General features: G+C 70.9%; 21 protein-coding genes. 13 read left to right on the top strand and 8 right to left on the bottom strand.

From position 1 onward, the window contains the following. Window positions 1–112: 112 nt before the first annotated feature. The 4 genes from fusA to ACIPFH_RS38410 form a co-directional block, all read right to left on the bottom strand. A complete protein-coding gene (gene fusA, locus ACIPFH_RS38425; protein WP_356262608.1) occupies window positions 113–2,239 on the bottom strand; it encodes an elongation factor G in 2,127 nt (708 codons plus the stop codon). 39 nt (window positions 2,240–2,278) lie between these two features. Continuing rightward, window positions 2,279–2,749: a 30S ribosomal protein S7 gene (rpsG, locus tag ACIPFH_RS38420; protein ID WP_020132641.1), complete on the bottom strand. Its 471-nt coding sequence runs from the start codon at window positions 2,747–2,749 to the stop codon at window positions 2,279–2,281. Window positions 2,750–2,752: 3 nt separating this feature from the next. Beyond that, window positions 2,753–3,124, bottom strand: coding sequence for a 30S ribosomal protein S12 (rpsL, locus tag ACIPFH_RS38415; protein WP_003948652.1), 372 nt, complete (start codon window positions 3,122–3,124; stop codon window positions 2,753–2,755). A gap of 257 nt (window positions 3,125–3,381) precedes the next feature. Further along, on the bottom strand, window positions 3,382–4,563 hold the full coding sequence (locus ACIPFH_RS38410; protein ID WP_401833989.1) for a glycosyltransferase family 2 protein: 1,182 nt from the start codon (window positions 4,561–4,563) through the stop codon (window positions 3,382–3,384). Between the two features lie 141 nt (window positions 4,564–4,704). On the opposite strand from ACIPFH_RS38410, the gene ACIPFH_RS38405 reads away from it, so the two are divergent. After that, window positions 4,705–5,982 carry a hypothetical protein gene (locus ACIPFH_RS38405; RefSeq protein WP_401833988.1) on the top strand — a complete coding sequence of 426 codons (1,278 nt, stop codon included), beginning with the start codon at window positions 4,705–4,707 and terminating at the stop codon, window positions 5,980–5,982. Window positions 5,983–6,036: 54 nt separating this feature from the next. Here the strand turns inward: ACIPFH_RS38405 and ACIPFH_RS38400 are convergent, their stop codons facing one another. The 3 genes from ACIPFH_RS38400 to ACIPFH_RS38390 are packed head-to-tail and all read right to left on the bottom strand — an operon-like array spanning window position 6,037 to window position 7,554. Continuing rightward, the gene (locus tag ACIPFH_RS38400; protein ID WP_401834024.1) at window positions 6,037–6,471 is read right to left on the bottom strand and encodes a hypothetical protein; all 435 of its coding nucleotides are present in this window, start codon (window positions 6,469–6,471) and stop codon (window positions 6,037–6,039) included. Continuing rightward, on the bottom strand, window positions 6,468–7,130 hold the full coding sequence (locus ACIPFH_RS38395; RefSeq protein ID WP_401833987.1) for a hypothetical protein: 663 nt from the start codon (window positions 7,128–7,130) through the stop codon (window positions 6,468–6,470). The genes ACIPFH_RS38400 and ACIPFH_RS38395 overlap by 4 nt, the downstream gene beginning before the upstream one ends. After that, window positions 7,123–7,554 (bottom strand): WhiB family transcriptional regulator, encoded by a 432-nt coding sequence (locus ACIPFH_RS38390; protein WP_401833986.1) that lies wholly within the window; start codon window positions 7,552–7,554, stop codon window positions 7,123–7,125. Before ACIPFH_RS38390 ends, ACIPFH_RS38395 begins: the two co-directional genes overlap by 8 nt. A gap of 232 nt (window positions 7,555–7,786) precedes the next feature. Between ACIPFH_RS38390 and ACIPFH_RS38385 the strand changes: the two genes are divergently transcribed. The 5 genes from ACIPFH_RS38385 to ACIPFH_RS38365 all read left to right on the top strand — a co-directional run bounded on the left by ACIPFH_RS38385 (window position 7,787) and on the right by ACIPFH_RS38365 (window position 10,923). After that, entirely contained in the window at window positions 7,787–8,314 is a 528-nt protein-coding gene (locus ACIPFH_RS38385) for a helix-turn-helix domain-containing protein (RefSeq protein WP_401833985.1), read from the top strand. 484 nt (window positions 8,315–8,798) lie between these two features. Next, the gene (locus ACIPFH_RS38380; protein WP_356262595.1) at window positions 8,799–9,212 is read left to right on the top strand and encodes a hypothetical protein; all 414 of its coding nucleotides are present in this window, start codon (window positions 8,799–8,801) and stop codon (window positions 9,210–9,212) included. Window positions 9,213–9,449: 237 nt separating this feature from the next. Further along, entirely contained in the window at window positions 9,450–10,052 is a 603-nt protein-coding gene (locus ACIPFH_RS38375) for a phage tail protein (protein WP_356262592.1), read from the top strand. 98 nt (window positions 10,053–10,150) lie between these two features. Continuing rightward, the gene (locus tag ACIPFH_RS38370; protein ID WP_054238774.1) at window positions 10,151–10,441 is read left to right on the top strand and encodes a hypothetical protein; all 291 of its coding nucleotides are present in this window, start codon (window positions 10,151–10,153) and stop codon (window positions 10,439–10,441) included. A gap of 65 nt (window positions 10,442–10,506) precedes the next feature. Further along, window positions 10,507–10,923 carry a hypothetical protein gene (locus ACIPFH_RS38365; RefSeq protein WP_401834021.1) on the top strand — a complete coding sequence of 139 codons (417 nt, stop codon included), beginning with the start codon at window positions 10,507–10,509 and terminating at the stop codon, window positions 10,921–10,923. Between the two features lie 61 nt (window positions 10,924–10,984). On the opposite strand, the gene ACIPFH_RS38360 is transcribed toward ACIPFH_RS38365, so the two are convergent. Then, entirely contained in the window at window positions 10,985–12,124 is a 1,140-nt protein-coding gene (locus ACIPFH_RS38360; RefSeq protein ID WP_401833983.1) for a hypothetical protein, read from the bottom strand. A 350-nt stretch (window positions 12,125–12,474) separates the two neighbouring features. Between ACIPFH_RS38360 and ACIPFH_RS38355 the strand changes: the two genes are divergently transcribed. From ACIPFH_RS38355 to ACIPFH_RS38325, 7 genes are all read left to right on the top strand, one after another. After that, entirely contained in the window at window positions 12,475–12,687 is a 213-nt protein-coding gene (locus ACIPFH_RS38355) for a hypothetical protein (RefSeq protein ID WP_401833981.1), read from the top strand. 110 nt (window positions 12,688–12,797) lie between these two features. Beyond that, entirely contained in the window at window positions 12,798–13,220 is a 423-nt protein-coding gene (locus ACIPFH_RS38350; RefSeq protein WP_401833979.1) for a hypothetical protein, read from the top strand. A 105-nt stretch (window positions 13,221–13,325) separates the two neighbouring features. Then, window positions 13,326–13,964, top strand: coding sequence for a hypothetical protein (locus ACIPFH_RS38345; protein ID WP_401833977.1), 639 nt, complete (start codon window positions 13,326–13,328; stop codon window positions 13,962–13,964). A gap of 81 nt (window positions 13,965–14,045) precedes the next feature. Then, window positions 14,046–15,239: a phage tail protein gene (locus ACIPFH_RS38340; protein WP_401833975.1), complete on the top strand. Its 1,194-nt coding sequence runs from the start codon at window positions 14,046–14,048 to the stop codon at window positions 15,237–15,239. Further along, window positions 15,236–16,525 (top strand): tape-measure protein, encoded by a 1,290-nt coding sequence (locus ACIPFH_RS38335; RefSeq protein WP_401833973.1) that lies wholly within the window; start codon window positions 15,236–15,238, stop codon window positions 16,523–16,525. The genes ACIPFH_RS38340 and ACIPFH_RS38335 overlap by 4 nt, the downstream gene beginning before the upstream one ends. 101 nt (window positions 16,526–16,626) lie before the next feature. Then, on the top strand, window positions 16,627–17,556 hold the full coding sequence (locus ACIPFH_RS38330) for a phage distal tail protein (RefSeq protein WP_401833970.1): 930 nt from the start codon (window positions 16,627–16,629) through the stop codon (window positions 17,554–17,556). Between the two features lie 4 nt (window positions 17,557–17,560). After that, window positions 17,561–18,877: a hypothetical protein gene (locus tag ACIPFH_RS38325; RefSeq protein WP_401833969.1), complete on the top strand. Its 1,317-nt coding sequence runs from the start codon at window positions 17,561–17,563 to the stop codon at window positions 18,875–18,877. Window positions 18,878–18,915 lie beyond the last annotated feature (38 nt).

The raw sequence follows: 18,915 nt of genomic DNA, 5'->3' as shown, positions 1-18,915 counted from the left end.
CGCCAGGTGATCTTTGCTGGAAAGCCCGGGTCCAGGGGGCAAACATCCGGGGATGCGGCTGTTTGCCCCTTGAGGCTCCGGAGTCAAGCCTACGGCGTGTAAACCGAGTGTGTTACTCGCCCTTGGCCTTCGCGATGATCTCCTCGGCGACGTTCCGGGGAACCTCGGCGTAGGAGTCGAACTGCATCGAGTAGCTTGCGCGACCCGACGTCTTGCTGCGGAGGTCGCCGACGTAGCCGAACATCTCCGACAGGGGCACCAGGCCCTTGACGACGCGGGCACCGGCCCGCTCCTCCATGGCCTGGATCTGACCACGGCGGGAGTTGATGTCGCCGATGACCTCGCCCATGTAGTCCTCGGGCGTGGTGACCTCGACGGCCATCATCGGCTCGAGCAGCACGGGGCTGGCCTTGCGCGCGGCCTCCTTGAAGGCCTGCGAACCGGCGATCTTGAACGCGAGCTCGGAGGAGTCCACCTCGTGGTAGCCACCGTCGAGCAGGGTGACGCGCACGCCGGTCATCTCGTAACCGGCGAGGATGCCGAACTGCATGGCCTCCTGCGCACCGGCGTCGACCGAAGGGATGTACTCCTTCGGGATACGACCACCGGTCACCTTGTTCACGAACTCGTACGAGGCGTCGCCGCCCTCGATCGGCTCGATCGCGATCTGCACCTTCGCGAACTGGCCGGTACCACCAGTCTGCTTCTTGTGCGTGTAGTCGACCCGGTCGACCGCCTTGCGGATGGTCTCGCGGTAGGCGACCTGCGGCTTGCCGACGTTCGCCTCGACCTTGAACTCACGGCGCATACGGTCGACCAGCACCTCGAGGTGCAGCTCGCCCATGCCACCGATGATGGTCTGGCCGGTCTCCTCGTCCGAGTGGACCTGGAACGACGGGTCCTCCTCGGCCAGGCGCTGGATCGCGATGCCCAGCTTCTCCTGGTCGCCCTTCGACTTGGGCTCGATGGCGACCTGGATGACCGGAGCCGGGAAGTCCATGGACTCCAGGATCACCGGCTGCTTGTCGTCGCACAGCGTCTCGCCGGTCGTGGTCTGCTTGAGACCCATGACGGCGACGATGTCGCCGGCGCCGACCGCCTCGATCTCCTCACGCTTGTTCGCGTGCATGCGGTAGATCTTGCCGATGCGCTCCTTCTTGCCCTTGACGGAGTTCAGCACGGCAGTGCCGGACACCAGGCGGCCCGAGTAGACCCGGACGAAGGTGAGCTTGCCCAGGTGCGGGTCGCTCATGATCTTGAACGCGAGGGCGGACAGCGGCTCGTCCTCGGACGGCTTGCGCTTGACGACCAGCTCCGGGTCCTTGACGTCGTGGCCTTCGATGGCCTCGACGTCCAGGGGGGAGGGGAGGTAGCGCACGACCGCGTCGAGCAGGGGCTGAACGCCCTTGTTCTTGAACGCGGTGCCACAGAACACCGGCGTGACGGTGATGTCCTCGGACTTGCCGGACGCGATGGTGATGCGACGGATCGCGGCGTACAGCTGCTCCACCGAGGGCTCCTGGCCCTCCAGGTACAGCTCCATGATCTCGTCGTCGTTCTCGGCGACGGTCTCGACGAGCTTGCCGCGGTACTCCTCGGCAGCCTCGGTGTGGGTGGCCGGGATGTCGACGACGTCGTACATCTCGCCCTTCTCCGCCTCGGCGGACCACACGAAGGCCTTCATCGTGACCAGGTCGACGACGCCCTTGAAGTCGGCCTCGGCACCGATCGGGAGCTGCATGACGATCGGCGTCGCGCCCAGGCGGCTGCTGATCATGTCGACGCAGCGGTGGAACTCGGCACCGGTCCGGTCGAGCTTGTTGACGAAGCAGATGCGCGGGACGCCGTAGCGGTCCGCCTGACGCCACACGGTCTCGGACTGGGGCTCGACACCCGCGACGCCGTCGAACACCGTCACGGCACCGTCGAGCACGCGAAGCGAACGCTCCACCTCGACGGTGAAGTCGACGTGGCCCGGGGTGTCGATGATGTTGATGGTGTGGTCGACATCGGCCAGCGGCCAGTGACAGGTGGTGGCAGCAGAGGTGATCGTGATGCCACGCTCCTGCTCCTGCTCCATCCAGTCCATGGTCGCGGCGCCGTCGTGGACCTCACCGATCTTGTAGGAGACGCCGGTGTAGAACAGGATCCGCTCGGTGGTGGTCGTCTTGCCCGCGTCGATGTGGGCCATGATCCCGATGTTGCGGACCTTGGCCAGGTCAAGTGAAGTGGTAGCCATAAGGCTTTCGTCTTCTCTCGGTCTCGATGTGGGTAGCGACTACCAGCGGTAGTGCGCGAAGGCCTTGTTGGACTCGGCCATCTTGTGGGTGTCCTCGCGCTTCTTCACAGCGGCGCCGAGGCCGTTGGACGCGTCGAGAAGTTCGTTGAGGAGGCGCTCGGTCATGGTCTTCTCGCGGCGGGCGCGGGAGTAACCGACGAGCCAGCGCAGCGCCAGGGTGCTCGCGCGACCCGGCTTGACCTCGATCGGGACCTGGTAGGTCGCGCCACCGACACGGCGGGACTTGACCTCGATGGTCGGCTTGATGTTCTCGAGAGCGCGCTTCAGCGTGATGACCGGGTCGTTGCCGGTCTTCTCGCGCAGGCCCTCCATGGCGCCGTAGACGATGCGCTCGGCGGTGGAGCGCTTGCCGTTCAGCAGCACCTTGTTGATGAGCGACGTGACAAGAGGAGAACCGTAGACCGGGTCGATGATGACCGGGCGCTTCGGGGCAGGGCCCTTACGAGGCATTGTTTACTTCTCCTTCTTGGCGCCGTAGCGGCTGCGGGCCTGCTTGCGGTTCTTGACACCCTGGGTGTCGAGGGAACCGCGGATGATCTTGTAGCGAACACCGGGCAGGTCCTTCACACGGCCACCACGCACGAGCACGATGGAGTGCTCCTGCAGGTTGTGTCCCTCACCCGGAATGTAAGCAGTGACCTCGATCCCGCTGGTCAGACGCACACGCGCGACCTTACGCAGGGCCGAGTTCGGCTTCTTCGGGGTGGTCGTGAACACACGCGTGCAGACGCCGCGACGCTGGGGCGAACCCTCGAGTGCGGGCGTCTTGTTCTTCTCGACCTTGTCCTGCCGGCCCTTCCGGACCAGCTGCTGGATCGTAGGCACTACTTCTCCGGTTTCTGTGTGCCGAATGGTGAAGCTAACCTGGAACTTCGCCGACCCACGCGGTCGGGTGTGTCGGATCCCGCGGACTTCCGCCGCTAGGGAGGAAGAGGCACAGATCACGGTGGCCGCTAGCTGGGCCCCGTGTGCGGTTGAAGACACGCACGAGGGCCAGGGCACACCCCAGGCACAAGGTCTGAGCGTACCTAGCGCATTCACTCCGGTCAAAACAGAACCCCCGCCACCGACACGCCGGAGGTTTACGAGCGCCGTCCCAGCCCCTGTGATACCGGGGCCGGAGCGTCCGCGGAGCCCGCCGGGGGCTCGGCCGGCGGCCCCGCCGGGGACGGCACCGCCGGGTCGCCGGCCCGGGCCGGCCGCGCCACCGCACCTGCCGCCGGGTCCGCCGCTCCGGCCGCCGCCGTGTTCCCCCCTCCGGCTGTCGCGGTGTCCGCCGCCTCGCCCGTCGCCCCGCCCGTCGCCGTGGCCGCCGCCGTGTCGTGGCCGATGAAGTACGTCGGACGGTTCTGTACGGCCGTGTAGATGCGGCCGACGTATTCGCCGAGCAGGCCCACGCAGATCAGCTGGACCGCGCCGATGAACAGCACGCCGATGAAGAGGGACGTCCAGCCGGGGACGGTGTGCTGGAAGGCGTGGGCGCTCAGGGTGTAGATCATCAGGGCCAGGCAGACCAGGAACGCGAAGCCGCCCAGCCAGGTGGCGATGCGCAGGGGGGCCGCCGAGAAGCCCGTGACGCTGTCGACGGCCAGCCGGATCATCCGGCCGAGGGGGTACTTGCTCTGGCCGGCCGGCCGCGGGGCGCGCTCGTAGGTGACCTCGCCGCTGGGGAAGCCCAGCCAGGGCACGAGGAGGCGGTAGACCCGCTGCTGGTCCGGCAGGGCCTTCAGGGCGTCCACGGCGGCCCGGCTGAGCAGCCGGAAGTCACCGGCCTGGGCCGGGACGGACGGTCCCGCGAGACGGCGGACGAGCCGGTAGTACAGACCGGCCGTCCACCGCTTGAAGCCGGTGTCGCTGGCCCGGTCGGCGCGGATGCCGTAGACGATGTCGAGGCTCTCGGCACGGGCCAGCCCGAGCATCTCGGGGATCTTCTCGGGCGGGTCCTGGAGATCGGCGTCGATGCTGACCACGTACGCGCCGTGCGCCCGGTCCAGGCCCGCCGTGAGGGCGGCCTGGTGGCCGGAGTTGCGGCGCAGGCCGATGACCCGCAGTTCGGGCCAGCCGAGCCGGAAGGCGGCCAGCAGCTCTGCCGTGCGGTCGGTGCTGCCGTCGTCCACCGCGACGACCTCGTAGCCGACGCCGAGGTCCGCCAGGACCGGGCGCAGCCGGCTGACCAGCGCGGGCAGGACCTCTTCCTCGTTGTACATGGGTATGACGACCGACAAGACGGTCGCCGTGGCCGTGGTGTTCGGCGCTGCGGTCACCCGTCCTCCCCCAACCTGTGGCGCACATGTGCGACTCTGTTGCGATCTTATGACCGCACTCTTATGAGCAAACTTCACGATCATCCGGACAGCGGTGCCGCCCCTGACCGTCCGGCGATCGGCCGAGGGGGGACCCCAGCCATGAGCACGGCTTCCAGCGACACGGCGACGGACCCCGCCGTGCCCGACGGGCCAAAGGAGCGCTCGCGGCGACCGCGCCGCCTCACCCTGCCGGACGGTGTACGACCGTACCTTGCCCCGCTGCTTCTCTACGGCGTCACGAAGCTGGTGGGCCTGAGTGTGTTCGCCTGGCTCCTGGAGTGGGCCGACGACTACCAGAAGAAGAACCCGCGCTTCGGCGGCGGCGCCCACTGGTGGGACGTCCTGGCCACCTGGGACGGCTGGTGGTACCTCCAGGTCGCCGAGAAGGGGTACGACCCCCGCCCGCTGGAGCAGCTCGCCCCGGGCGGGCTGTTCACCGTCAAGCAGAACTCGGTCGCCTTCTTCCCGCTCTACCCGGGCCTGATCCGGGGCGTCTCCGAGATCACCGGGCTGGGGCTGTACGGCTCCGGGGTCCTGGTCTCGGTCGTCGCCTCCTTCGTCGCGGCCGCCGGCGTCTACGCCGTGATCGCGACGTTGGCCGGGGTGCGGGCGGGCACGATCGCGGCCGGGCTGTGGGCGGTGGTGCCCGGCGCGGGCGTGGAGTGGGCGGTCTACTCGGAGTCGGTCTTCGTCGCCATCGCCTCCTGGTGCTGCTACTGCGTGATGAAGCGGCGGTGGGTCGCGGCGGGGCTGCTCGCCTTCGTGGCCGGGCTCAACCGGCCGACCTCCGCGGCGCTCATCGGCGCGGTCGGACTGGCCGCGATCGTGACCCTGGCGCGGCGGGAGAGCAGGCGCGAGCACGGGGTGTCGGGGCCCCTGTACGCCATGTTCGCCGCGCCGCTCGGCCTGCTCACCTACGTCACCTGGGTCGGCCTCAGCATGGGCGACCTCACCGCGTACTTCACGCTCCAGCGCGAGGGGTGGGCGCACTACTTCGACTTCGGCTCCTACACCTTCGACGTGCTGGGCAACACGGCGATCGGCCGCCACGACTACCTGTTCGCGTTCTCCGTCCCCGATCTCCTCGGCGTGCAGCTGGTGCTGGCGCTGCCCTTCCTCATCGCGCTGATGCTGCGCAAGAGACCGCCGCTGGTGCTGGTCGCGTACACGCTGGCCAGCGTGATCACCGTGCTGGGCACCCAGCAGATGTTCGGCAACACGGGGCGGTACCTGCTGCCGGTCTTCCCGCTGCTGCTGGCCCCGGCGGCGGCGATGAGCCGGCTGAAGTGGCCGAGTCTGGCGGTGTTCTTCGGGACGGCGGCCATCGCTTCGGGGTGGTACGCGCACTATGTGATCTTCGAGTTGGGAATCCCGTAGCCCCGGTCGGGGATCCCACGGCCCCGGTCCGGGAGTGCGGTGAACGGGGCCGGATCACCTGGCCCGGCGGGTCTTGCGCTCGGCGGCGAACACGTCCTCCAGGCGGAAGAGCTGAGCCCGTCCCGCCTTGCCGGCCGGGCTGAGGTGGCCCAGCTGCACCCACTTGCGGATGGTCGCGGGAGCCACACCGACCTCCTGGGCCGCGAGCGGACCGGGAATGAGCGCCGGTCGGCCGGAGACGCGTCGGCCGGGGGCGACGCCTCGGCCGCGGGCGCCTCGGTCCGGCGCGGACCCGTCCGGCGCGGGCTGGTCCGGGGTGCGTTGTTCCCGGGTGGGCCGGTCCCGGGTGGGCCCGTCCGGGGTGGAGCGGTCGGGGGTGCCTCGGTCCGGCGCGGGCTGGTCCGGCGCGGGCTGGTCCGGGGTGCGTTGTTCCTGGGTGGACCGGTCCCGGGTGGGCCCGTCCGGGGCGCAGTGGTCGGGGATGCTCATGCGGGTGTCCACTCCCCCTCGTCCCAGGTGTGCCGGTAGGCCGGGTCGTCGTGGCAGCCGCAGTCCGGTTCCGGGCAGCGGCAGGCCGGGTTGACGCAGAGAACGGCCGCGCGGTCGGGGAAGGCGCGCAGGGAGACCGAGTCGCACCAGGGGCAGCGACCGGCGACCCGGACGACGGTCTCGGTGTCGCCCAGCGCGCGGGCGCAGCGGCGGGCCATCCGGCGGGTCTCGTCGCGCACGTGCGCGGCCAGGAGGGTGTCGGCGGCCACCCGGTCGAGGAGGGACGCGATCCGGCGCAACCGCTCGGGCACGGGGGCGCGGCGCGGACGGGGCAGGCCGAGCCGGTCGCGTACCGCCTCCTCCAGTTCGAGGACGCCGTCGGTGATGTCGCGGATGGCGTCGGAGACGTGCAGCCGGAGGGGGGCCGCGCCGTGGCCGGGGGCGACGAGGCCGTGGCGCTGCTCGAGAAGCAGCCGCTCCGCGCGTTCCTCGCGCAGGCGGGCGTCGAGATCGGCGGGGGGCCGCGGCGCGGAGGGGCGGTGGGCGGCGGTCGTGCGGCCGGGAACCAGTTCCGTGGACAGCTCGGGGAACTGCTGGAGGAGGGTGCCGATCCAGAGCGCGGCCTGGGCGGTGGGCCGGTCCTCGCATGCCTCAGGCACGGGTGCCTCCCTGGGCCGGGAGGTGCGCGAGGCCCGCGGTCGGCGGCAGTAGGTGCGCGCGCACGGGGGTCGGGGCGAGACGGTGCACGGGAAGGGGGATCGGGGCGAGAGGGTGCGCCGGAAGGGCGGCCGGGGCGAGGAGGTGCGCTGGTACGGGGACCGGGGCGAGGAGGTGCGCGGGTACGGGGACCGGGCGGCCGGAGCGCCAGAGACGGCCGCCGCAGACGCCGTCGAACCAGTTCTCGGCAGGTGCCACCGCCTCCTCGCAGGCCCGCCGCACGGGGCAGCCGGCGCAGGCCCGGAGCGCGGGGGCCGCGTCCCTGGCCTTCTTGGAGAAGACGACCCGCGGGGAGAGCCCGGAACAGGCGGCCGCCGACTGCCATCCGGGGGCTGACGGGCAGGAACTCATTTCGGGCATGGACATGGGACCCCCTGGGTTCGTGAACGAGCCGCACCGGACGGGTGCAGGGTGAACGTTTCCCAGACTTACAGATTGCGTGCGCGCCCGCAACGAATTTCGGCCCACCACGCGGCTCGACGTCCCCCGAATCTCCACGAACCGCACGAATTTTCCTCAGTGCTTGCCCGAGAGCACGTAATTCCGCGCGCGCAAGCAAGCTAAACTCTTGCCCACCCCCGAAGGAAGAGAGAAAGACATGACCAACCAGGGCTTGGACGCATTCGCCGCGTGGGTCGAAGACCTCATGCGCGAACGCGGCTACGACATCGACAGCCCACGCGGCGGCGGCAAGTCACGGATCGCGGACGAGGCCGGCGTGCATCGCGCCGCGGTCACCCGGCTGCTCCAGCGGCAGAGCATGCCGGACCTCGAGACCACCCGCCGACTCGCTCGCGTGCTGGGCGTGCCGGTCCGCGACATGCTCATCCGTTCCGGCCGGCTGACCGCGGAGGAACTGGCCGACCCGCACGACCACCTGCCCTCGCCCGCGCCCGGCGCGGAATCCGGCCGCCGCCCCACGCTGGAGGAGGTCGCCGACCTGCTGGGCGTGCCCGCCGACCGGCGGGAGATGTTCGTCAGGGTGGTGGAACAGTTCCTGCCCAGCGAGGCGGACGCCGGCGCCGGCGTCCATGCCGACGCCGATGCCGGGGTGACGCAGGTTCGGGCGGACAGGCGGGTCCTGGTTGAGACTGCCGCGACGGCGGCCCTGCCCGTCGCCGACTGACCGACCCGAGCCGCCGGTCGTCCGCCGTTCCGATCGAAGGGCGCCCGTGGGCCGACGGGAGCTCCGATCGACGGCATCACGACTTCCACCTGGCTCCACCGAGCTCCGAACTCCGAACCCCGAGCCCAGAACCCCCGAGCTCCGAACCCTGAGCCCCGGACTCCGTAGCCCAGAACCCTGAGCCCCGAGCTCCGAACCCTGAGCCCCGGACTCCCAGCCCACCGTGGCCCGTCGAGCCTCTCCCTTCCTGACCTGCGCTCCAGCCCCTCCCGTACTTCCGCTCGCATCTTCCTCGCCGTTTTAGTTGCGTGCGCGCACGCTCGTCTGTCACAGTTGGTGCAGCGGCGGAGCTGTGCCCGCGAGCCCCGAGCGGGCCGCACCCGCCGCCGTACGCCGGGCCGAGGCGCCGCGCGCCTCCCCTTCCCCGCCCCCCGCGCGGCGCCCGCCCGGCGACTTCCCCTTCTTCCCGGCGAGGTGACCCGGCATGACCACACCCACCCCACCGAGCGTCTTCCCGGACGTCGAGGCCTTGGTCGTCGACATCCTGGAGGCCGACTCGGCGCTCTCCACGGCGCTCGTCGCCGTCGATCCCCCCGCGAACTTCGACGGCACGACCGCCGCCGTCCTCGTCAACCGGCGCGGCGGCGCGTGGATCGGCGAGCTGCACGTCGACCAGCCGCTGATCGAGCTGGAGGTGTACGGCCCGACCAAGCAGGCCGCGCACGTCCTGGCCAACTCCGCCCGCCGCGCGCTGCTGGCCGCGGCCGGCAAGCGGTACGGCACGAACCTCATCACCGAGGTGGAGGAGCAGGACGGCCCGCGCTGGCTGCCCGACTACCTCTACTCCGCGGCCAACCGCTACGTCGGCGTGCTCAAGGTGTTCCTGGACGTGTACTGAGACGTCCACCGCGACGTCCGCCGCGTCGTCCGCCGGCCCATTCGCCGACGTGTCCCGCGCGAGCGGTTCCCGCTCCGTGCCCCACAGACCGAAGGCCCCGCCGTCCGCACGGCGGGGCCTTCGCCGTACCCGGACCCGGACCCGGACCCCGTGGTCCACCGGGAGCCGGCACCAGCACCACCGCACCACGCCAGTTCGCTCCACCCCCTGCACACCCCTTCATAAGGAGACCCACCCATGGCAGGAACCAACTCCTCCGAGATCCGCATCGCAGGCGTCGGCCGGCTCTACGTCGCCGCCGCCGACACCAAGGTTCCGACGACCTTTTCCACCGACCCGTCCACCGACTGGGCCACCGGCTGGAAGAACCTCGGCTTCACCTCCGGTGACGGCGTCACCTTCAGCAAGAAGGACAAGCTGGAGCCGATCGATGTGTGGCAGGCCGTGAGCCCGGTGCACTTCGTGTACTCGGACCGCGACCTGACCCTGAAGTTCTCGCTGATGCAGTTCAACGAGGACACGCTGCCGTTCTTCATGGGCGGCGGCGCGGTCGAGGCCGTCACCGGCTCGACCGGCGTCTACAAGTACGAGATCGCCGACCGCCCGTACGCCGACGTGCGCGCGCTCGGTCTGGAGTTCACGGACGTCCGCGCCTCCGACGGCGCCACGGTGACCTACCGCTTCGGTGTTCCGCGGGGCCAGGTCACCGCGGCGGACGACATCAAGCTGGCCCGCAAGTCGGCGGCCCAGCTCGGCATCACCTACACGGCGATGGCCGCCGCCGACGGTTCGGCGCTGGCCAGCTTCGTGATGAAGGACGCCGCGTACGCCGCGTCCTGACCCGCCCGGGCGGGGCGGGCCGCCGCCCGCAAGGGCTCCGCGTCCGCCCCGCCCCGGGCCCCATCCCTCTTCCTCCGACCCAAGGAGCACCCATCGCCATGGCCCGTTTCGACGTCAACGCCGCCCGCGCCCAGCGCCTCGAAGCCCTCGGCCGCACCTGGTCCTTCGAGCTCGACGACGAGAGCTTCACCCTGCCCACGGAGCTGACCCGCGCCACCGCGAAGGCGTTGCGGGAGCTCGACGACAACGACGTGGACGGGCTGCTCGGGCTGCTCATGGGCGAACAGCAGTTCGCCCGCTTCGAGCGGCACGAGGTCACCATGCAGGACATCGCCGCGATCCTGGAGGCCTACGGCAAGGAGACCGGGCTCGGCCTGGGGGAAGGCTGAGCCTCGTCGGGTTCGTCGACGAACACGCCGAGGCCCTCGAGGCGGACCTGCTCCGCTACTACGGGATCGATCTGCTCGACTGGCACCGCGAGCGCCTCTCCGCGCGGCGGCTCGCGGTGCTCATCAAGCAGTTGCCGCGCGACAGCGCGCTCAACCGGGAACTGCACGGCGAGGCCGCCGAGTGGTCGGTGACCGACCACCTGCTGGCCGCCGCCGTGGACCATCTGGCGGCCGCCAACTGGATGTTCGCCTGCGTCAACTCGGAGGAGGGAGACCAACCGGAAGCGCCGGCTCCGGTGCCACGTCCGGCGGACCTGGCCGGGGACGGCGAGGCCGACGACGACGAGGACGAGGACGACGCCTCGTACGAGGCGTACGGCGAGGACGCGGGGCAGGCAGTCCCCGGGCAGTCCGGGCAGCCCGGCCGGAACGAGCCGACCGAGGCGCCGTCCGCGTCCCAACTGGTGCGGTTCTTCGGCTGATCCGGGGTGACGGGGTGAGCGAGACCCCGACTCGGGAGCGGCTGCCACCGCTGTGCTCCGCTCAGCGGGCTTCCGAAGGGCCCTTCCGCTCGTCCTGGCGTCGGCCGCCGGCCCGGCCCTCCAGTCCGTCCGCGAGGGCCCGTGCCTTGTCGGACAGCCGGGGCCGGGACTCGCCGGGCGCACCCGGTGGATCCGCTTGCCCCGACTCAGCAGAGTGCCCGGCCTCGGCAGAGTGCCCGGGCTCGGCAGAGTGCCCGGGCTCACCCCCGGGCCCACGAGAGTGCCCGGCCTCGGCAGAGTGCCCGGGCTGTACCGACGGTTCGGTCCGCTCGTGCGGGGGCCGCTCCGCGTTTCCCGGCCCGTCGGGTCGGCGCCCCTTCTCCCGCCCGGTGGCTCCGAGGTCGCCGGGCAGGGTCAGCGGGGGCACACTCGGCCGACCGTTGCGCCGGACCACCGGTCGCCGGTCGGGGGGCGTGACGCGCTTCTCCCGCACCTCGCGGGCGGAGACCAGGATGTCCGCCTCGGCACCGGAGCCCGCCTGCGCCTCGTCCGCACCGTCCACCGGGCTCGTCGCATCCGGCTGCACCGTCGACTGAACGATGTCGGCCGAACCCGGGTCGCCGTGCGGGCCGGGCCGGTCGCCGTGCGGGCCGGGCCGGTCGCCGTGCGACGCCTCCGCGCCCCTGACCCCGCCCTCTCCCCCGCTCCCGTGTTCCTCCCCGGCAGGCGTAAGTGCCGGCGCCTGCGCCGGACTCCCGTCCGCCACCGACCGTTCCCGTTCGCCGCGCTCCTCCACTCGCGTCCATGCGGACGGAGCGCGCAGCAGTTCGACATAGGGAAGCGGAATGACCTCGCCGCCCCGCTCGTGCTCGTGCTCCCCCTCGGCCCGCCGGGCCCGGCGAGGACGGCGGCCGGTGCGGGCGTCCTCCTGGCCCTGGAGATAGGCGGCGGTGATCCGCTCCTCGTACGCGCGGCGTATCGCGGGCAGTTGTTCGTCGACGACGTCGGCCCAGCCCGCGCTGTACGCGGCCAGTTCCCGTCGGTCGAGTTCGCTCCGGGGAAGGACCACCAGTTCGTCCGGCGCATAGCCGAGCAGGTGAACCAGCTCCGAGACACGGGCGATGAGATGCGGCAGATCGGAGGCCTGTTCGAGCCAGTCGATCACATGCTCGCGCCGCACGTTGCTCGCGTCCCCGTCCACCCCATAGGCCTTGCTCTCGTCCCCTGCCCCATCGCGCCCCCGCGCGAGGACGGCTGCCCGTCGCCGTCCACCGTCGTCTGGCGGCCACTCAGTTCCCTTATGGAGCGCCGCTGTTCACCTTTTCCTACTCGACGGGAGAACGGCCGGATCCTACTCCACGGAGCTTGGCATCACTTCGGGCGCACCCCCGGCATCGCCGCAGGTCCCGACCGCCGGGCGACGGACGGTCCTCGCCAAACACGGAACGACACCACTGGATTACTCGTACACTAGTTCGAACACGCGTTTCGAACGCCCCAGAGGCGCCACCTGTACCACAGCCCAGCGGACAGACCGGAAAGCAGGCCGACATGGCGACTGGCACGAGCAACTCCCCGAAGCAGCCGATCGACACCTACACCCGCCTCGCCCATCTCCTGCACACCACACCCCGCGACCGCGAGGCCCTGCTCGACCGGGTGTACGAAGAACTGCTCGCTCGGGAGTCCCGCGCCTACGCTGCCGGCTGGTCGGACGCGCTGACGGAAGCGGGGCGGGTGCGGCGGGGTCGACGTCAGCCGTAAGGCTCCCCGGACCGGTCCACGGGCAACGAAACGAAACCTCTCCTTGCCCGCGCGCCCGCTTGTAGGCTTCGGCACCTCGCGCATCGCGGCCGCCAGGGGGAGGAACGGACTTGTACACCACGCTCGCGGGCACCACGAACTACGCCATTCCATTCCTGATCATCGCCGTGCCCTTCGCGATCACGTCACTTCTGTTCATTCCTCAGCAACTACGGAACCAGCGGCTGAGAAAGCGCGGAGTGGAAACACTTGCCGTCTGCCGGGAGCGGATCCGCCGCGGCGGCTCGAACGTGGAGCGGCTGAACTGCTCCTTCCGCACAGCCGAAGGCGAAGAGGCCTGGGCCCTCGTCACCGCCCCCAAGCCGGCGCCATGGGAGGGGGAGGAGTTTCCCGTCGTGTTCGACGCGCGGAACCCGTCGGCCGCCGAGAGCAGGCACTACCTCTCCTCGTTCGGGTCACACGCCGGTCTCGTGATCCAATCGCTCGTCGGTCTGCTGCTTCTGGCAGCCGCCGTGGCCGGCGCCGTTTCCTGACCCCACCCCCGCACGACCTCACCGATGCCCTCTCCCGCCCCGCGGGAGGGGGCATCGCCATGTCCGGACCCCGCGCCGCACGAGAGGACCCAGATGCCCGATTACGTGAGCCAAGCAGAGATGGACAAGGCCCGTTCCGACATCACCAAGGAGATCCAGGGGGCCATCAAGAAACACGACCCCGACGTCACCGAGGAGATCGAGGGGGCGATCAAGAAACACGATGCCGAGCAGGAGGCCCAGAAACCCAAGTGGTTCAACGACCTGAAGGGCCTGACCGAGTGGGTTCCGACAGAGTTCAACGGTATCAAGACGGAACTCACCGTCCTCAAGTCGGAGTTCGTCCCGTTCAACGCCAGCCTCCCGTCGCTTTTCAGCCTTGAGGAGCTCATCAAGAAGCGGCTCAACCTGGATTACAACGAGTGGGGCGTTCTCACCCGGCAGACCGGCGGTGGCGGTGGCACCGGTGCTCAGGGACCACGCGGAGCCCAGGGCCCCGAAGGTCCCAGGGGTCGCGAAGGCCGTGAGGGGCGCAGGGGACCGCGCGGCGAGCGCGGCCGCCTGGGCCGACGGGGCCCACGCGGTGCAGAGGGGCGCCAGGGCAGGCAGGGCCCCGCAGGACCTCCGCCGTCGACGGAGGCACTGCGCAACGCCACCCGGGATGCCCGGACCGCCGAGGAGGCGCTCCGTGGCGTCGTCGACCAGGCCGGCCGACTGCGGACCGGGCTCGACGGCGGCGCATGAGCCCCGGTCCGCCGCCGCGCGCCCGGTAGCTCCGCGTCCCGTCCTCCCCACAGGCCATTGACGACACATCCGGAGGGTTGAATGTCTCTCGTACGATCCCTGAGCCGAACCTCGGGAGCCTTGCAGGACTTCAGAACGAAGGCTTCAGGAGCGGCGACCGCCGCCAAGAACCTGGGCAGCGCCGGTCAGAAGAGCGCGGGCCAGCTGAAGACGCTGAAGTCCGCCGCCCAGGGTGCCGAGAAGGAACTGAAGGACCTCAAGACCGCCTCCGACCAGGCCGACAAGGCCGTCTCCAAGGCCGGCAAGACCGGCTCCACCGCCGGCACGAATCTCGGCAAGTACGAGTCCGGGGCGGGCAAGGCGGCCAAGGGCCAGGACAAGATGAACAAGTCGATGAAGGGCAACTTCTTCGGCATGCTCATGCAGCTTCTGGCGCCGCTCATCGAGAAGGTCGTCGAGATGGCGACCAAGTCGAAGACCATGCAGAAAGTCCTCAATACGGCCTTCGGCGTCATCAAGTCCGTGATCGGCAGCGTCATGAAGGCCATCGGGCCGATCATGAAGAACGCGGCCAAGCTGATCAAGTCGGTGTGGGACGGCATCAAAAAGGCGATCTCGACGGTCGTCAAAGCCATCGCCACCGTCATCAAGACCTACGTCAACACCTGGAAGAAGGTCATCAGCACCGCGCTGAACGCGATCAAGACGGTCGTCTCCGGTGTCTGGAAGGGCATCAAGGCCGTCATCTCACCGGTCGTCAACTGGGTCAAGTCCGCGATCCCCAACGCCTTCAAGGCCGTCAAGGACAAGCTGTCCAGTATCTGGGGCGGCCTCAAGGGCATCGCGAGCCGTGCCTTCGACGGCATCACGAGCGCCGTGAAGGGCCCGATCAACGCGGTCATCGGCATCATCAACCGTGCCATCGGCGCTCTCAACGGCATCAAGGTGTCCATCCCCGGCTGGGTCCCGGGCGTCGGCGGCAAGACCTTCGGCGTCAGCCTGCCGAGAATCCCCATGCTGGCCACCGGCGGTGTCGTCATGCCCCGCTCCGGCGGTGTCCCTGCGATCCTCGCCGAGGCCGGTGAGGCGGAGGCCGTCCTGCCGCTGAGCAAGCTCGAGCGGCTGCTGAGGCGGGCCGCCGCGCAGGGCCCGGCGTACGCCGGGGCCGCCGGGGCGGGCGGCGCGCTGCACATCGAGCACTACTACGCGGCCGAGAGCAGCAGCCCGCAGCGGACCGCCGACGCCCTGATGTTCCTGGCGAAGGCACGCGGATGAGTACCGCCAAGAGGACCGCGGGCGGATGGACGGCCGATCCGCTCGTGGGAGTCCGGCCCGCCCTGCGTACCTTTCGCAGTCGGCTCGAGCAGAGTGGCGGCAGCCTGCGTTCGCTCAAGGGCGCTGTCACGAAAGCAGCCACCGCCGCCGACCGCGTCCAGTCCGTCACCGACCAGAGCAGCACCGCGGTACGGCAGACGAAGGCGAACGCCGAAGCCGCCACCCGCTCCGTCGCCCGGGCAGGACAGACAGCGACCACCGCCGCGACCGGAATGAAGTCCGCCGGCGGCGGGGCAAAGGGCTCCTCCAGATCCCTGGGCAAACTCCTGTCGGGACTCGGAGGGGTCGTGGCTCTCGTCGCGGGGCTGCTCAGCATCGCCGGCCCGCTCGGCGACCTCATGGGCACCTTCGGCACCGCCATGACCATCGGCTCCGGCGTCATGCTGATCATCAACGCGCTCACCCGCGCCAACCCCATCGGCTTCGTCACCGGGCTGCTGCTCCCCGTGGCCGGATGGCTGCTCGACCTCGCGATGAACTCCGAGACCGGGCAGCGGCTGATGCAGCAGCTCGCCACGCTCGTACTGAAGTACGTCGAGGGCTATCTGACCGTCATGACGCCGCTGCTCAAGGGCATCGCGAGCGCGGTGAACACGTACGTCACCGTCTACCTCGGTGTCATCACGACCGCGCTCACCGTGATCGGCGCGCTCGTGGGTACCGGCTTCGCCGTCCTGAAGGCGCTGACCACCGGGGACACCCGGGCGCTCAGCGGCAGGGTGGCGTCGGTCTGGCGGGGTTTCAAGGACGCGGTGAAGCCGGCGCTGGACTGGATCACCAAGGACCTCCCCCGGATGTTCACCCGGATCAAGGAGGCCACGTCCAACACCCTGGGCGCGATGGGGAAGTTCGTGACGACCGGCGCGCAGACCGTGGCCGGTGTGGTCAAGGGGCCGATCCAGGGGCTCGTCGCCTTCGCCAACTGGGTCATCGACGGGCTCAACTCCCTGAGCTTCTCGATCCTCGGCAAGAAGTTCGGCATCCACCTGAACAAGATCCCGATGCTCGCGGAGGGCGGCGTCGCCGTCCCCGGCGCCTCCCGGGGCGCGGGCCGGGTGCTGCCGCTGACCGCCCTGGAGCGGCAGCGGACGCTCGCCCGGCGGCACGGGTCACGGACGTCAGCGCCGCCACACCGCGTCAAGGAGTTCCACGAGAGCGCGGGCACCGGCGCCCGGGGCACCGCGGAGGACCTGCTCTTCCTGGCCGCGGCACACGCATGCGCCTGAACCCGCGCACGGGCCCGCGCAGAGGCCCGCGCCCGAGCCCACGCGGAGGCCCGCACCCGAGCCGCGCACGAGCCCGCACACAAGAGTGAGGTGACGGCCCGATGGCCGAGTTCACGACAACCGCATACACCGACTACACCGAGGACGCCGCCCCCGGCTCACTCATCACCCGCGACGGGCAGATGCAGTGGGCCGGACTGCTGATGGGCCCCGGCACCCCGTACGAGATCGACCGCAGCGGCCTCAGCGGCTGGGAGGACCTGCCGGAGTACGACTCCTCCGACGCCGACCACCCCACCGCGCACGGCGCCTGGCCGGGCGCCCGCTACGCCAAGCCCCGCAAGGTCGGCGGCACGGTGTGGACCGTCCCGGCACAGGACGGCGCCGCCTCCTCGCTCGCCGCCACCCGCGTCCTGCGCCAGGCCCTGCTGCTGGGCGACGCGGAGCGCTGGCTGGCGGTGCGGCTGCACGGCGAGACGCTGGCCGTACGGGCCCGGGTCAGCCAGCGGGTGCTGGCCGCCGACCGGACGTACACCACGCAGGGCGTCTCCCGGGCGTCCGTGCAGTGGTACGCCACCGACCCGCGCCGCTACTCGGTCACCGAGCAGAGCGCCGTCACCGGCGCCCCGCAGCCGGAGAGCGGTCTGACCTGGCCGCTGACCTGGCCGCTGTACTGGGGACAGGCGACCTCCACCGGGGACGTCAACGCCGACAACGGCGGCTCGGCGCCCACCCACCCGGTGATCACCTTCACCGGCCCGTGCGCCAACCCGACGGTGACCGACCGGACCTCGGCACAGCGACTGCGCTACGAGATCGCGCTGGCCACGGGCGACGAGCTCGTCGTCGACACCGCCGCGGGCACGGTCACCCTCAACAGCACCGCCTCCCGCCGGCACACCGCGGCCGCCGACAGCAGCCCCGAGGAACTCTTCGCTTTCGCCCCCGGCCGCGCCCAGCTGGCCTTCCGACCCGACGTCTACGGCACCGGCGCGCAGATGACGGTGCGCTGGCGAGAAGCGGAGTGGTGATCCCATGACCGTGCGAGCCGCCTGGCTCACGGAGACCGGCCAGACCCGGGAGGACACCCGGGTCACCCTGTCCGGACTCCTCACCCCGAACGCCCTGGTCGCCGAGAACATCCCGCTCAAGGCCCGCGGCGGCATCGTCCCCGGCGGCTTCGCGCTCACCGGCGCCCCCGGGGGCATGACGCTCACGATCGGCACCGGCCGCGCCTTCGTGCAGGGCGGCCGGACCGGCCAGGGCGCCTACCCCGTGGCGGTGACCGAACCCGAGAGCCTGACCGTCGACGACGGCGACCCCACGCACCAGCGGCTCGACCTGGTCGAACTCGTCGTCCAGGACAGCGCCTACGACGGCACCGCGGACACGGTGGCACGCGTCCGGCTGGTCAAGGGCACCCCCGCGGCCACGCCCCAGCAGCCGGTCGGCCCCGCCGGCAGCACCCTGCCGCTCTACCGGATCCTGGTGCCCGCCGGGGCGTCGGCCGGCGTCGGCGGACTGGCCTGGGACTCCGCCGTCACCAACCTGCGCTACCCGACGGTGGCCCTGGGCGGCATCGTCCCCGCCTTCGGTTTCAACGGCGCGTACGCCGGTCAGTACCGGGACAACGCGGGCGTCCTGGAGCGCTGGGACGGGGCCGCCTGGGTCGCGTACGCCAAGGGCGTCGGCGGGATCCCGCCGGCCGGCACCCTCACCGCCGGCACCTACGCCGGCCAGTACCAGGAGGACCCCACCGGCCCGCTCCAGCGCTGGGACGGCGGCGCCTGGGTCCCGTACCCGAAGTCCGTCGGCGGCATCGCCCCCGCCGGCACCGTCGCCACCGGCGGCTACCCCGGCCAGTACCGGGAGGACTCCGCCGGCCTGCTCCAGCGGTGGAACGGCTCGGCGTGGATCTACGCGGAGGGCCGCGCCACCCTGCTGCTCAGCGTCTCGCAGACCGGCATGCAGTCGGTGGCCCACGGCACGTGGACGCAGGTGAGCATGCAGAGCACGGACGTGGACGACGCGGCCGCCTGGTCGGGATCCAACACCTACACGGTGCCGAGGGCGGGCTGGTGGCGGGTGGCGGCCAACGTCAGCTGGTTCACCGAGTCCACCTCGGGTTCGCGCGGCGCGCGCGTCCACCTCAACGGCACCGGCGTCCCGCGCGCCACCTGGCTGATCGGCGCGGGCCCGGCCATCACCTCGGTCGGCGGCACCGCCCTGCTCAGGTGCGCGGCGGGCGACAAGCTCGCGCTCCACGCGCTGCAGAACTCCGGCTCCGCCGTCAGCACGCTCGGCGGCGCCGGCTACGCCACCAACCTCACGGCCGAGTGGCTGAGGGCCTGACGCGTTCTGACGGGCCCTCACCTCACCCGCACCCTTCC

It is taken from the genome of Streptomyces sp. NPDC088157 (genome assembly GCF_044741545.1).
In the GTDB taxonomy this organism is placed as follows: domain Bacteria; phylum Actinomycetota; class Actinomycetes; order Streptomycetales; family Streptomycetaceae; genus Streptomyces.
This window is presented reverse-complemented; position numbering and strand designations above follow the sequence as displayed.